Below are 12,861 nucleotides of genomic sequence, written 5' to 3'. Positions count from 1 at the left end.
GGACTCACCACGCCGTGCCCGCGGCGCTCAGGTGCGCAGCGCCCGCTGGGCCTCGTACAGATTCCGGGGGCATACGTCGCCGGGCGAACCGTACGCCTCCAGCCGGGAGTTGAGCGCCCCGCTGAAGTCCGGCACATCGGTCTGGTCGAACTCACGGACCGTGGAGATGCCGACGGTGGCGCTGTACGGGGCGATCTCGTCGATCTTGATCAGGCCCGCGCGCTCATTGGCGACGATGACGTTCCAGTGGGTGAACCGGGCGCCGTAGAGCGGGCCGGCGCTGGCGTCGCCGCCGTGGCGGCCGTTGTTGTTGACGGTGATCTCGGTGCGTACGTTCGCGAAGGGCATACCGCGGTGGGTGTCGAAGGTGCCCATCTCCATCTGCCCGCGCGACCAGACGTTGTAGCTGGACAGGCCCTCCACATTGATGCCGTGGAGCTGGGTGTTCGCGGGGGCCGGGACGCTGCGCTGCGCGATGGTGAAGTCCTCGATGAGGTTGTCGTGCGAGCCCTCGCGGCAGAAGTACGGGTGGTGGGAGCCGCGGCCCTCGACGCGGGTGCGGCGCAGGGTGCAGGCGGAGGCGGCGACCAGGCCGAAGCCGTTGTCGACATGGCGGACGGTGATGTCGTCGGCCCAGCAGTCGTACGCACACTGGAAAGTGACGCCGTTGTAGCCCTTGTCGAGGAGGTGCTGGGACTGCGGAGTCTCCATCGCTTCGAGGGTGAGCCCCTCGACGCCGGAGCCGGTGAGCGGAGTGACGAGGGTGACGATGCGGGGGTCCCATTCGGGACGTACGTCGAGGGGCAGCGGACGCTCGAAGGTGACCCGGTTCTTCTTGATGTGGGCGATGCGTACGGGCCATTCGTACGGGACGTAGCTGGTCAGCTTGGTTTTGTCGGCCCAGAGATACGCCTCGGGGCCGGGGCCGCCGCCGGCCATGTGTTCCAGGAGGGTGTGGTCGGCGTCGTCGGCGAGACGGAGGAGTACGAGGTCGCCGCGGCGGAGCTGTGAGGCGTCGGGGACGGTGACGGACCAGTCGCCGCGCTTGGCGGGCCGGATGGTGGCGAGGGTGCGCCACTCGTCGCGCTTGTTGCCGGTCCAGCCCTCGAAGGGCCAGGCCTTGGCCTTGATGGCGGCGGTGAGGCTGTACCAACGGTCCGTCGGGCAGAGCCAGATGAGTCCGCCGGCCCAGGACCAGGAGGACTTGTCGCCTCCGTAGCGGCTGCCGTAGGGGCCGATGAGCTCGGTGAGGTTCTTGGTGGCGTACAGCTTGGTGCGGGTGCTGCCGGCGCCCTTGAGTACGACGTTGCTGTGGCCGATGCGGATGAGGTCGTCGATGCGGTAGGTGCCGGGGGGTATGTGGACCGTGCCGCCGCCGCGTTCGCCCACAGCGGCGACGGCACGGTTGATCGCGGGGGCGGCGTCGGCGGAGCCGTCCGGTTCGGCGCCGTAGGCAAGGACGTTGGCGAGCACGGGGCGCCGGGGGAAGTGTGCGGCGCCGCCGCGGCGGCCTGCTCGTCCGACGTACGGGATCTGGGGGTGGTCGTAGGGGTTGCGGCGGAACTCGGCCCAGAGGGGGGACGCGGGGGTTGTCCTCGCGGCGGCGCCTGCGGTGCCCGTCCCTGTGACGCAGGCCGCCGCGACGGCTGCGGCACTGCCGAGCAGAGTGCGTCTGCTGATGGCGCGTCGACCGGTGTCCATGAGCCCGCCCTTTCCATGGATGTGAACGGTGTTCAGGTGTGCGTCGCGGGCGAGCATGCCATGGGTTGCGGGGCGCGGGAAGGGTTTGTGCGGGGGTTCGTGGCGCGGGCGGGTTTTCCCCACCCCGCCCTCCCTTTACGGCTCGGCGGCCGCGGGATGTACCCCCATCCCGCAACTGGGGGCTTCGCCCCAGACCCCGGACGCCCGCTGGGGGTCGCCCCACGCCCCCAGGGCGTAGGGGAGTGTCCTCAATCGCCGGACGGGCTTGAATTTCCGCCCGTCCGGAACATGCAGCCAGCCCGGGCAAGTCAAGCCCCACTGGCGTTTGAGGCACTGTCCCGGGTGCGAAATTCAGCCCCGCCGACGATTGAGGCGCGGGGTTCGGGGCAGAGCCCCGACAACGGCCCGGGCAAATCAAGCCCCGTGAGGGTCCCCCGCCCGCAGGGCGCAGGGGGCGGGTCCGGGGCCCCGCACGGGGTCCGGGGCCGAGCCCGGTTGAGGGAACGGGCGGGGTGGGGAACAGGCCCCCGGCTCAGCTGCCGCCGGTCAGATTCGTGAACGCGTCCAGGTTCCGCGTCGACTCACCCCGCGACACCCGCCACGCGTACTCCTTGCGAATCGCGCTCGCGAACCCCAGCTCCAGCAGCGTGTTGAACGACCCGTCCGCCGCCTCCAGCACCGTCCCCAACAGGCGGTCCAGATCCTCCGGGGTCACCACCGACAGCGGCAGGCGGCCGACCAGGTAGATGTCGCCGAGGTGGTCGATCGCGTAACTCACCCCGTACAGACGCAGATTCCGCTCCAGCAGCCACCGGTGCACCGCCGCGTCGTTCTCGTCCGGGTGGCGGATGACGAAGGCGTTGACCGACAACGAGTGCTTGCCCACCCGCAGTGAGCAGGTCGTCGACAGCTTGCGGGTGCCGGGGAGTTTGACCACGTACGAGCCGGATTCCGGGCTCTCCCACTCGAGCTCCGCGTCCTTGAGGGTCTCCTCGATGACCTGCGAAATCTGCTGTACGTCCACGTCAGCCATGGTGCGAGCGTACCCGGCGGCGGTGTTCGTGCATCGCGGCCGTGTAGACGTCCGCCGTCGCCGACGCCGCCGTGTCCCAGCCGAAGGATTCGGCGTGCCGGGCCGCCGCCGCGCCCATCCGGTCGGTCAGGGTGGGGTCGGCCACGAAGCGGCGCAGCGCGTCCGCGTAGTGCGCCGGGTTGTGGCCGGGGACCAGGATGCCGGTCTGCCCGTCGCGTACCGCCACCGGAAGGCCGCCGACCGCCGCCGCCACCACCGGTGTGCCCGCCGCCTGCGCCTCTATGGCCACCAGGCCGAAGGATTCGCTGTACGAGGGCATGACCAGTGTGGAGGCCGCGCGGAACCAGTCCGCGAGGCGGTCCTGGCCGACCGGCCGCTGGAAGTGGACGAGATCCGCGATGCCGAGGCGGGCGGCCAGTTTCTGCAGGCCCTCCGGCTTGGCGAGGCCGCTGCCGCTCGGGCCGCCGACGATCGGCACATAGAGCCGGGAGCGCAGCGAGGGATCCTCTTCGAGAAGCAGCGCGACCGCGCGGAGCAGGATGTCGGGAGCCTTCAAGGGCTGGATGCGGCCCGCGAAGAGCGGCACGAAGGCGTCCTGGGGCACCCCGAGCCGGGCCCGCGCGGCGGCGCGGCCGTCGGCGGGCCGGAACAGGTCCAGGTTCACGCCGGGGTGGACGACGGCGACCTTCGCCGGATCGGCGTCGTAGTGGCGTACGAGCTCGTCCGCCTCCTCGGCGGTGTTGGCGATCACCCGGTCCGCCGCGGCGACGATCTGCATCTCGCCGATGACGCGCGACGCGGGCTCGGGAGTGTCGCCGTCGGCGAGCGCGGCGTTCTTGACCTTGGCCATGGTGTGCATGGCATGCACGAGCGGGACGCCCCACCGCTCGGCCGCGAGCCAGCCGACATGACCGGAGAGCCAGTAGTGGGAGTGGACGAGGTCGTAGTGGCCGGGGCGGTGGCCGGCCCAGGCCTGCATCACACCGTGCGTGAAGGCGCACAGCTGGCCGGGTAGGTCCTCCTTGGCGAGGCCCTCGTAAGGCCCGGCGTCGACATGCCGTACGAGCACGCCGGGCGCGAGCTCCACCACCGACGACAGCCCGCCCGCGGTCGCCCGCGTGAAGATCTCGACCTCGATGTTGATCGCCGCGAGGCGCTTGGCCAGCTCGACGATGTAGACGTTCATGCCGCCCGCGTCGCCCGTGCCCGGCTGGTGCAGCGGGGAGGTGTGGACGCTGAGCATGGCGATCCGGCGGGGCTTGCGATGGCCGCCGGGGAACCTGAGGCGCGGAGCCACCAGACCACTGCCGAGGCGGGAGACGTACTGGCTCACGTCGAAGGTCCTCCTCGCTCCGGGCACAACAAACTGCGGGCGCTAGCAACCCACCAAGGCGCTCAACAGCGGAGTCGCCACTTCCATTTCCATCGGACCGCCACTTTGCCAAACCATTACCGTAGGTGCACCGTGTCATGCTGGCTCAACCGCCGCCCGGCGCTCACATACCCTCGCTGCTATGACTCGCCCCGTCGGCACCGCGACCCGCGGGACGACCAATCCCAACCGGCTGCGCCGCATGGACCGCTGGATCGCGGCCACCCACGGCACCGCGCTGCGCCGCGGTGACGCGCCGGTCGCCGTCGATCTCGGATACGGCGCCGCCCCCTGGACCGCCCTGGAGCTGCTGCAGCGGCTGCGCACCGCCGACCCCCGCTGCGCGGTCGTCGGCATCGAGATCGACCCGGCGCGGGTCGCGGCAGCGAAGCCGTACGAGCGCGAGGGGCTGAGCTTCCGCCACGGCGGCTTCGAGGTGCCCCTCACGACGCGGCCGGCGCTGATCCGGGCGGCCAATGTGCTGCGCCAGTACGACGAGGACGAGGTCGCGGCCGTCTGGGCGCGGCTGTGCGCGCGACTGGCCCCCGACGGGCTCCTCGTCGAGGGCACCTGCGACGAGATCGGACGGCGGCACGTCTGGGTGGCGCTCGGCCCCGAGGGTCCGCGCACCGTCACCTTCGCGACCCGGCTCGGCTCCTTGGAGCGCCCCTCCGACCTGGCGGAACGGCTGCCCAAGGCGCTGATCCACCGCAATGTGCCGGGCGAGCCCGTGCACGCGTTCCTGCGGGACTTCGACCGGGCGTGGGCTGCGGCGGCTCCGTACGCCTCACTGGGCGCCCGGCAGCGCTGGATCCGGGCGGCACAGGACCTGGCCGGCGACTGGCCGCTGACGGACGGCCCGCGGCGGTGGCGGCAGGGGGAAGTCACGGTGAACTGGGCGGCGCTCGCCCCCAATTCCCGATGAACAGGTGCGCACAAGGGAACGCAGAGGGCGCGTTGTTCGTCCCTGACGGGTGGGATTGATCCTCCAGTCGGCAGATCAACACCCGTTGACCCTGTCGCTTTTGCGGACGTCGTGGCACCATCGCGACGTCGTCCGTAAGTTACTGACGGTAAATCACATTTAGGCGATCTGGCGTTCGCCCGGAGTCGAAGGGGGAGTCGTGAACCGACGCCGCTGTGCCACTGCCGCGATCACTCTGGTCTGCGCTCTGACCGTGCTGGCGTCACCCGGCCAGGCATTCGCCGCCCCCGAGCCGCCAAGTGCCCGGCCCGGCGCGCCCAAGGACGCCCTGGGGGACGTGCCCAAGAAGTCGCTGGAAGAGGTGCGCCTGGAGATCGAGGCCCTCTACCGCAAGGCGGCGTCCGCGACCGACGCGTACAACCTCGCCGAGGAGCAGGCCGACAAGCAATCGGCCGAAATCGTCCGGCTGGCGCAGGAGATAGTGAAGGGCCAGGCGCGCATCGACACGCTCAAGAACCGCGCGGGCGCGGCCGCCCGCGCCCAGTACCGCGACGGCGGACTGCCGCCCGAGGCCCAGCTGATGCTCACGGGCGATCCGCAGCTCTTCCTGGACAGCGCGGGCCGGATCCGCGAGGGCCAGAAGGCGACCAGGGATCTGCTGGGCGAACTGAGCAGGACGCAGGCCGACTTGGCTTCGTACACCAAGGACGCGAGCGCCCAGTGGCAGAAGCTGGAAGCCAACCGCGTCAAGCAGGAGAAGGCCAAGAAGGAGATCAACGCCCAACTGGCCGCGGCCAAGAAGATAGAGGACCGGCTGCAGAAGGAGGAGCTCGAGCGGCTCGTCGCGCTGGAGCGGCAGGCGGAGTACAAGGCGCAGACGGCCTGGCTGAGCTCGGGCGTGCTCAAGGAGATCAACGGCAGGGCGAGCGTGCAGGGCAAGCGTGCGGTCCAGTTCGCGACGGCGCAGATCGGCAAGCCGTATGTGTGGGGTGCGGAGGGCCCGAAGTCGTACGACTGCTCGGGACTGACCTCACAGGCGTGGGCGGCCGCAGGGAAGGGCATCCCCCGTACCTCGCAGGAGCAGTGGCGCTTGCTGCCGCATATCGACATCAAGGACATGCGGCCCGGGGACCTGATCATTTACCACGCGGACGCCAGCCATGTGGGGATGTACATCGGCGACGGCGCGATCGTGCATGCGCCGCGTCCCGGGCGCAATGTGACGATTACGGGCGCGGGTTCGATGGCAATCCTCGGAGTCGTACGCCCCGACAAGTGACCGGGCCCACAACCGGACCGGCTGAAATCCCCGCCGGGGGTGATGTTCGTCATGGCTCGGCGGGCAACTACCTCCCTATGCGCGGCATATGCCATCGGCTGTTCGTCGTTCGGCATTCCGCAACACCAGGAGCTACCGCTATGGTCCCCGTCTGGTAGGACGTCGATCGGCGTCCCGCCGCGCCCTCGGGGGGAGGGAAGGAACCAGACGAATGCCCGTACCCGTACCGCGGCAGCGCAATGCGCCGGCCGTGGAGACCACCGGCGACGGCGCCGACGGCAACGCCGCCGGTGGCGGTGGCGTGAGCAGCGTCGGCGCTCGCGGCGTCAGCGGCGGCGTCAGCAGTGGTGATCTCACACTTCTGGTGATCGAGGACGACCCGGCGGGCACCTTCTCCGTCCCCCAGCTGCTCGACGCGGCCGGGACCCGGATCCGCATCCGCACCGCCCGCAATCTCACCGAGGCGGAGCGACTGCTGACGGACGACGTCCACTGCATCCTCGTCGACCTCGCGCTGCCCGGCGCCGGGGACGAGGAGCTCGGCCCGCTCAAGCACGTACTGCGCCTTGCGCCGCGGCACGCGGTCCTCGCCCTGACCACATCGGGCGACGCCGAGCGCGCCGCGGAAGCGGTGCGGGTGGGAGCCCAGGACCATCTCTTCCGCGACGAGCTCGACGAGCGGCTGCTGAGCCGCGCCATCCGCTACGCCGTGGAGCGCAAGCGCGCCGACAGGGCCCAGGTGAAACTCGCCGAGTCCAGACTGCGCGCCCAGGAGAACGCCCGCCTCGAGCGCGGCCTGCTGCCCACTCCCCTGCTCCAGGGCTCCAATCTGCGCTTCTCCGCCCGCTACCGGCCGGGCCGCTCGCGGGCGCTGCTCGGCGGCGACTTCTACGACACGGTCCGCACCCCGGACGGCACGGTCCACGCGATGATTGGCGACGTCTGCGGGCACGGCCCGGACGAGGCGGCGCTCGGCGTGGAGCTGCGCATCGCCTGGCGGGCGCTGACCTTCGCGGGACTGTGCGGTGACGAGCTGCTGTCGACGCTCCAGCGGGTTCTGGAGCACGAGCGGGAGAGCGAGGAGATCTTCGCGACGCTCTGCACGGTCGACATCGCGCCGGACGGCCGGCGGGCGGGGCTGTGCCTGGCGGGCCACCCGGCGCCGCTGCTGGCCCGGCAGGGGCGGGCGGCACAGCTGCTTCCGTACGACGACGGCGGCCCGGCGCTCGGCCTGCTGCCGCGCGCCCGCTGGCCACGCCGCCAGGTCGAGCTGGGCGGCGCGTGGAGCCTGATGATGTACACGGACGGGCTGATAGAGGGGCGCACGGGACCGGATACGAAGCAGCGCCTCGGCCAGGACGGGATGGTCGAGATGATCAACCGGCAGCTGGCGGCGGGTCTTGAGGGCGAGGAACTGCTGGAGTCGGCGGTCGCGGAGGTGCGCGAGCTGAACGGCGGGGAGCTCACGGACGATGTGGCGGTGCTGCTGCTGAGCAGAAGCGGTTCACGAAGCTAGCGGATGCCGCGAAGCCGGGACGCTGGGGTGCGCGGCTGCGGGGCTCGCGCCTGCCGGGCGGGCGGATTCGGGGGCTCGCAGATGCCGGGGCGCACGGCGGCTCGCAGATGCCGGGATGGGAGGCAGGGGCGCCCGTATGCCGGGGGCTCGCAGCCGGGATGCCGGCGGATGCCCTACCGGCCGCCGTTGTACGGACCGTAGGGACCGTCGCTGCTGGAGCCGCCGCCGCGCCGTCCACCGCCCGACACCTGCTTGAGCGCGGGCCGCACATCCACGAAGAAGACGATGCTGGCGATCAGCCCGGCGATCGACAGGAACAGCACGGAGACGAACAGGTTCACCGCGACCGTGATGCCCAGGATGATCAGCCAGAACGCCTTGGTCTGCTTGTCGGCCGCGCGGTAGGCGTCCTCGCGGGCGAACGCGGCCATGAACAGCGCGGTCACGGAGGTGACCAGGAAGACGAGGTCGAGCACCAGCCAGAGTGTGAAGTCGAATCCCGCGCGCAACATGCTGAGCACCGCCTAGTGAGTGATTTGTAGCGCCTCGCGGCCAAGGTACCGGCCGATGAGGCACCGGGAGAACGCGCCGGGCACCCCAAAAGGTGCCCGGCCCGTCCGCGGCGTGCTTGCTTGCCTGCCTACTTGGCCGGCGGGGTGCTCTTCTTCGCCGCGGGCTTGCGCGCGGGGGCCTTGCGGGTGGCCGGGACCGGCTTCTTCGGCTCGGCCTTGGCCTCCGTCGTCGGCTCCGCCTTCTCCGCGGTCGTCGGCTCGGGCTCGACGGCAACGGCGATCTCGGCGATCTCCTCGGCCGCCTCGCCACGCCACGCCTTCACGGTCTGCTCGCCGTGCTCGGCGACCTTCTCGTACGCCTCACGGGCCTTGACGGCGTACTCGGCGGCCACGCCGACGCCGCGCAGCGCCAGATCCTGAGCGGTCTCGCCCAGCTTCTTGAGATCCGTGTCGAGGTTCCCGATCACATCGGTGACCTTGGCCTGGACGGCGGCCTGGGCCTCCTTGGCCTGGATGGTCACCTTCTCCTGAACGGACTTGGGGTCGGTGTTGCGCACGGCCTCGATACGGCTCGGAGCCTCGGCCTTGAGCTGCTCGATCAGCGCGGGGACCTTCTTCGCCTGCTGAACGGCGAGGTCCGCGGTGCCGGCCGCGAAGTAGAGGGGGGTCGGGTCGGTGAGGGTCTTACGCAGGTCATCGGTGATGGCCATGACTGTGGTCCTCCCGGATCGCAGGTCAGAGGTGGTACTGAGGGTCAGACTGAGGGTGTTTCTGCATCACTGCTGTCGGCCGTGCGGGGGCCGTCATCGTGGGTGTCCACGCCGTTTTCCTTGCGGAAGGACTCGTAGATCTGCAGCAGCACTTGCTTCTGCCGCTCATTGATCGACGGGTCGGCGAGTATGACGGCGCGCGTCTCCAGCTCGTCCCGCTCCCGCTCGTCGAGAATCCCGGCCCGTACGTACAGCGTCTCCGCGGAGATCCGCAGGGCCTTGGCGACCTGCTGCAGAACCTCCGCGCTCGGCTTGCGAAGGCCGCGCTCGATCTGGCTCAGATACGGATTGGACACCCCGGCGGCGTCGGCGAGCTGCCGCAGCGAGAGCTGCGCGGTACGCCGCTGCTCGCGGAGGTACTCGCCGAGATTGCCGACGTTGAGTGATGCCATGTACCGATGGTGCCCTGTCGGCGCTAACTATTGCAAGCACCCGCTTGCAATAGTGTTCCACGCAACAGGCCCACCGCCCCCGGACATCCGCCGCACCTACGGTCGTCTTACCTGGTCAGCGCCGAGTGGGGAGTGACTGGTGGATGCCGAGGCGTACCAGTCATCCGGGCGCACGCTTCATGATCCCCGATGCACCCCAGGTCAGAGCTCTACCCTGCCTCAGCATCAGCGAGCCGGGACACAGACTGATCAGGAATCGAGAAGCGCCGGCCCCCGAGCCGCACCTAGCGTGACTGCCATGGACGTCGCCATTCACGCGAGCTTCTTCCAACGGCCAACGGCGAAATCGCCGTCCCGAGCGATCAGGCTGTCGATTTCCGGACGTCCCGTTCATCTTTGAGCCAGACAATCCCGACCGGACCCACAACTTCAGGAGCGACCATGACCGGCTCTTCCACCCAGGGAATCAAGACCGTGCTGCATCCCGTTTCCGACCTGGCGGCGGCCAAGGAGGTGTACGCCGCCCTGCTCGGCGTACCGCCGCAGACCGACGAGTCCTACTACGTCGGCTTCGAGGCCGCGGGCCAGCACATCGGGCTGGTGCCGGGCGGTGGAACGCAGGGCATGACCTCACCGGTGGCCTACTGGCACGTGCCGGACCTCGCGGCGAAGCTGGCCGAGGTGACCGCCGCGGGTGCCACCGTGAAGGAGCCCGCGCACGACGTCGGTGGCGGTCGCCTGGTGGCCACCGTCACCGACCCCGACGGCAACGTCCTCGGGCTGCTTCAGGACCGATGAGTGCCCCGGCCACCCCGTACCGCGGGTCGTGGCCCACCGGCTTCACGGGCCGAAGCGAAGAAGAATCCGACGTACTGCTCGAAGCCGGCCAGATCGAGCCGGGCGACGCCGACGGAGACCGCGAAGGCGGCCCCGCGCAACAGATGGAGAGACGATGAGCACGGCCAAGAGGACGGGCACCCAGTCGCCTGCGGTGGACGCTGCCGACAGCCACGACCTGATCCGCGTGCACGGCGCGCGCGTGAACAACCTCAAGGACCTCAGCATCGAGATCCCGAAGCGACGCCTGACGGTGTTCACCGGCGTCTCCGGCTCGGGCAAGAGCTCGCTGGTGTTCGACACGATCGCCGCGGAGTCGCAGCGGCTGATCAACGAGACCTACAGCGCCTTCGTGCAGGGCTTCATGCCGACGCTGGCGCGGCCCGAGGTCGATGTCCTCGACGGGCTGACGACCGCGATCATCGTCGACCAGCAGCGGATGGGTGCCGACCCCCGCTCCACCGTCGGCACCGCCACCGACGCCAACGCGATGCTGCGCATCCTCTTCAGCCGGCTCGGGAAGCCGCACATCGGCCCGCCCAGTGCATACGCCTTCAACGTCCCCTCGGTCCGGGCGAGCGGTGCGATCACCGTCGAGCGCGGTGCGAAGAAGGCGGTGAAGGCGACCTTCAGCCGCACCGGCGGCATGTGCACGCGCTGCGAGGGCCGGGGCACGGTCTCCGACATCGACCTCACCCAGCTCTACGACGACTCCAAGTCGATCGCCGAGGGCGCGTTCACCATCCCCGGCTGGAAGTCGGACAGCTTCTGGACCGTGCGGGTCTACGCCGAGTCGGGCCTCCTCGACCCGAACAAGCCGATTCGCGAGTACACCAAGAAGGAGATGCAGGACTTCCTCTACCGGGAGCCGACCAAGGTGAAGGTCGAGGGCGTGAACCTCACCTACGAGGGGCTGATCCCCAAGATCCAGAAGTCGTTCCTGTCCAAGGACAAGGAGGCGCTGCAGCCACACATCCGGGCGTTCGTGGAGCGGGCGGTCACCTTCAGCACCTGCCCCGAGTGCGATGGCACCCGGCTCAGCGAGGGGGCCCGGTCCTCGAAGATCAAGGGGATCAGCATCGCCGACGCCTGCGCGATGCAGATCAGCGACCTGGCCGAGTGGGTCCGCGGCCTCGACGAGCCGTCGGTGGCGCCGCTGCTCACCGCGCTGCAGCAATCCCTCGACTCGTTCGCGGAGATCGGCCTCGGCTACCTCGCGCTCGACCGGCCGTCGGGCACGCTGTCGGGCGGCGAGGCGCAGCGCGTCAAGATGATCCGCCACCTCGGCTCCTCGCTCACCGACGTCACCTACGTCTTCGACGAGCCCACCATCGGCCTGCACCCCCATGACATCCAGCGGATGAACGACCTGCTGCTGCGGCTGCGGGACAAGGGCAACACGGTGCTCGTCGTGGAGCACAAGCCGGAGACGATCGCGATTGCCGACCACGTCGTCGACCTCGGCCCCGGCGCCGGTACGGCGGGCGGCACCGTCTGCTTCGAGGGCACCGTCGAGGGGCTGCGGGCCGGCGGCACCATCACCGGTCGCCATTTCGACGACCGGGCCGCCGTCAAGGAGACGGTACGGAAGCCCACCGGCACGCTGCAGATCCGCGGCGCGACGGCGAACAACCTGCGGGGCGTCGACGTCGACATCCCGCTCGGCGTGCTCGCCGTCGTCACCGGTGTCGCCGGCTCCGGCAAGAGCTCACTCGTGCACGGGTCACTGCCACACCAGCCGGGGGCCGCCGGCGAGGGTGTGGTGTCGGTCGACCAGGGCGCGATCCGCGGCTCGCGACGGAGCAACCCGGCGACGTACACCGGACTGCTCGACCCGATCCGCAAGGCGTTCGCGAAGGCCAACGATGTGAAGCCGGCGCTGTTCAGCGCCAACTCCGAGGGCGCCTGCCCCACCTGCAACGGCGCGGGCGTCATCTACACCGACCTGGCGATGATGGCCGGCGTCGCCAGCACCTGCGAGGAGTGCGAGGGCAAGCGGTACCAGGCATCGGTGCTCGAGTACCACCTCGGCGGCCGCGACATCAGCGAGGTCCTCGCGATGTCGGTGACCGAGGCCGAGGAGTTCTTCGGCGCCGGCGAGGCGCACACGCCGGCCGCGCACCGCATCCTCGACCGGCTCGCCGACGTCGGGCTCGGCTACCTCAGCCTCGGCCAGCCGCTCACCACGCTGTCCGGCGGCGAGCGGCAGCGGCTCAAGCTGGCCACCCACATGGCCGAGAAGGGCGGCGTCTACGTCCTCGACGAGCCGACCACCGGCCTCCACCTCGCCGACGTCGAGCAGCTGCTCGGCCTGCTCGACCGGCTCGTCGACTCCGGCAAGTCGGTCATCGTCATCGAGCACCACCAGGCGGTCATGGCGCACGCCGACTGGATCATCGACCTCGGCCCCGGCGCCGGCCACGACGGCGGCCGGATCGTCTTCGAGGGCACACCCGCCGACCTCGTCGCCGCACGCTCCACCCTCACCGGCGAGCACCTCGCGGCCTACGTCGGCACCTGACAA

Annotated in this window: 11 protein-coding genes; 5 read left to right on the top strand and 6 right to left on the bottom strand. The window is 70.2% G+C overall.

What is annotated here, in order from left to right:
* Positions 1–27: 27 nt before the first annotated feature.
* The 3 genes from ACI2LP_RS12430 to mshA form a co-directional block, all read right to left on the bottom strand.
* The gene (locus ACI2LP_RS12430) at positions 28–1,701 is read right to left on the bottom strand and encodes a glycosyl hydrolase family 28-related protein (RefSeq protein WP_404724489.1); all 1,674 of its coding nucleotides are present in this window, start codon (positions 1,699–1,701) and stop codon (positions 28–30) included.
* A 532-nt stretch (positions 1,702–2,233) separates the two neighbouring features.
* Positions 2,234–2,734: a YbjN domain-containing protein gene (locus ACI2LP_RS12425; protein WP_404724488.1), complete on the bottom strand. Its 501-nt coding sequence runs from the start codon at positions 2,732–2,734 to the stop codon at positions 2,234–2,236.
* The gene (gene mshA / locus ACI2LP_RS12420; RefSeq protein ID WP_404724487.1) at positions 2,727–4,067 is read right to left on the bottom strand and encodes a D-inositol-3-phosphate glycosyltransferase; all 1,341 of its coding nucleotides are present in this window, start codon (positions 4,065–4,067) and stop codon (positions 2,727–2,729) included. Before mshA ends, ACI2LP_RS12425 begins: the two co-directional genes overlap by 8 nt.
* Before the next feature lie 181 nt (positions 4,068–4,248).
* Between mshA and ACI2LP_RS12415 the strand changes: the two genes are divergently transcribed.
* The 3 genes from ACI2LP_RS12415 to ACI2LP_RS12405 all read left to right on the top strand — a co-directional run bounded on the left by ACI2LP_RS12415 (position 4,249) and on the right by ACI2LP_RS12405 (position 7,826).
* A complete protein-coding gene (locus ACI2LP_RS12415; RefSeq protein ID WP_404724486.1) occupies positions 4,249–5,031 on the top strand; it encodes a class I SAM-dependent methyltransferase in 783 nt (260 codons plus the stop codon).
* Positions 5,032–5,230: 199 nt separating this feature from the next.
* Complete coding sequence (locus ACI2LP_RS12410) at positions 5,231–6,310, top strand: NlpC/P60 family protein (RefSeq protein ID WP_404724485.1); 1,080 nt, start codon at positions 5,231–5,233, stop codon at positions 6,308–6,310.
* Between the two features lie 211 nt (positions 6,311–6,521).
* Positions 6,522–7,826, top strand: coding sequence for a PP2C family protein-serine/threonine phosphatase (locus tag ACI2LP_RS12405; RefSeq protein ID WP_404724484.1), 1,305 nt, complete (start codon positions 6,522–6,524; stop codon positions 7,824–7,826).
* A gap of 173 nt (positions 7,827–7,999) precedes the next feature.
* On the opposite strand, the gene ACI2LP_RS12400 is transcribed toward ACI2LP_RS12405, so the two are convergent.
* From ACI2LP_RS12400 to ACI2LP_RS12390, 3 genes are all read right to left on the bottom strand, one after another.
* On the bottom strand, positions 8,000–8,338 hold the full coding sequence (locus tag ACI2LP_RS12400) for a DUF2516 family protein (RefSeq protein WP_404724483.1): 339 nt from the start codon (positions 8,336–8,338) through the stop codon (positions 8,000–8,002).
* Between the two features lie 128 nt (positions 8,339–8,466).
* A complete protein-coding gene (locus tag ACI2LP_RS12395; protein ID WP_404724482.1) occupies positions 8,467–9,048 on the bottom strand; it encodes a hypothetical protein in 582 nt (193 codons plus the stop codon).
* Positions 9,049–9,092: 44 nt separating this feature from the next.
* Complete coding sequence (locus ACI2LP_RS12390) at positions 9,093–9,500, bottom strand: helix-turn-helix domain-containing protein (RefSeq protein WP_404724481.1); 408 nt, start codon at positions 9,498–9,500, stop codon at positions 9,093–9,095.
* Positions 9,501–9,941: 441 nt separating this feature from the next.
* Here ACI2LP_RS12390 and ACI2LP_RS12385 point away from each other — a divergent pair, with 441 nt between their 5' ends.
* Complete coding sequence (locus tag ACI2LP_RS12385) at positions 9,942–10,298, top strand: VOC family protein (protein WP_404724480.1); 357 nt, start codon at positions 9,942–9,944, stop codon at positions 10,296–10,298.
* Between the two features lie 154 nt (positions 10,299–10,452).
* Complete coding sequence (locus ACI2LP_RS12380; protein WP_404724479.1) at positions 10,453–12,858, top strand: ATP-binding cassette domain-containing protein; 2,406 nt, start codon at positions 10,453–10,455, stop codon at positions 12,856–12,858.
* The last annotated feature ends 3 nt before the right edge of the window (positions 12,859–12,861 follow it).

Source organism: Streptomyces sp. NPDC019890, from assembly GCF_044903445.1.
Classification (GTDB): Bacteria; Actinomycetota; Actinomycetes; order Streptomycetales; family Streptomycetaceae; genus Streptomyces.
Note: the sequence above shows the minus strand (reverse complement) of the source record. Positions and strands in the feature narration are given on the sequence as shown.

Bases quoted from the DNA above. Each gene is read 5' to 3' on its own strand.
- ACI2LP_RS12430 (WP_404724489.1), bottom strand. From the start codon at position 1,701: ATGGACACCGGTCGACGCGCCATCAGCAGACGCACTCTGCTCGGCAGT.
- ACI2LP_RS12425 (WP_404724488.1), bottom strand. From the start codon at position 2,734: ATGGCTGACGTGGACGTACAGCAGATTTCGCAGGTCATCGAGGAGACC.
- ACI2LP_RS12415 (WP_404724486.1), top strand. From the start codon at position 4,249: ATGACTCGCCCCGTCGGCACCGCGACCCGCGGGACGACCAATCCCAAC.
- ACI2LP_RS12405 (WP_404724484.1), top strand. From the start codon at position 6,522: ATGCCCGTACCCGTACCGCGGCAGCGCAATGCGCCGGCCGTGGAGACC.
- ACI2LP_RS12400 (WP_404724483.1), bottom strand. From the start codon at position 8,338: ATGTTGCGCGCGGGATTCGACTTCACACTCTGGCTGGTGCTCGACCTC.
- ACI2LP_RS12395 (WP_404724482.1), bottom strand. From the start codon at position 9,048: ATGGCCATCACCGATGACCTGCGTAAGACCCTCACCGACCCGACCCCC.
- ACI2LP_RS12390 (WP_404724481.1), bottom strand. From the start codon at position 9,500: ATGGCATCACTCAACGTCGGCAATCTCGGCGAGTACCTCCGCGAGCAG.
- ACI2LP_RS12385 (WP_404724480.1), top strand. From the start codon at position 9,942: ATGACCGGCTCTTCCACCCAGGGAATCAAGACCGTGCTGCATCCCGTT.
- ACI2LP_RS12380 (WP_404724479.1), top strand. From the start codon at position 10,453: ATGAGCACGGCCAAGAGGACGGGCACCCAGTCGCCTGCGGTGGACGCT.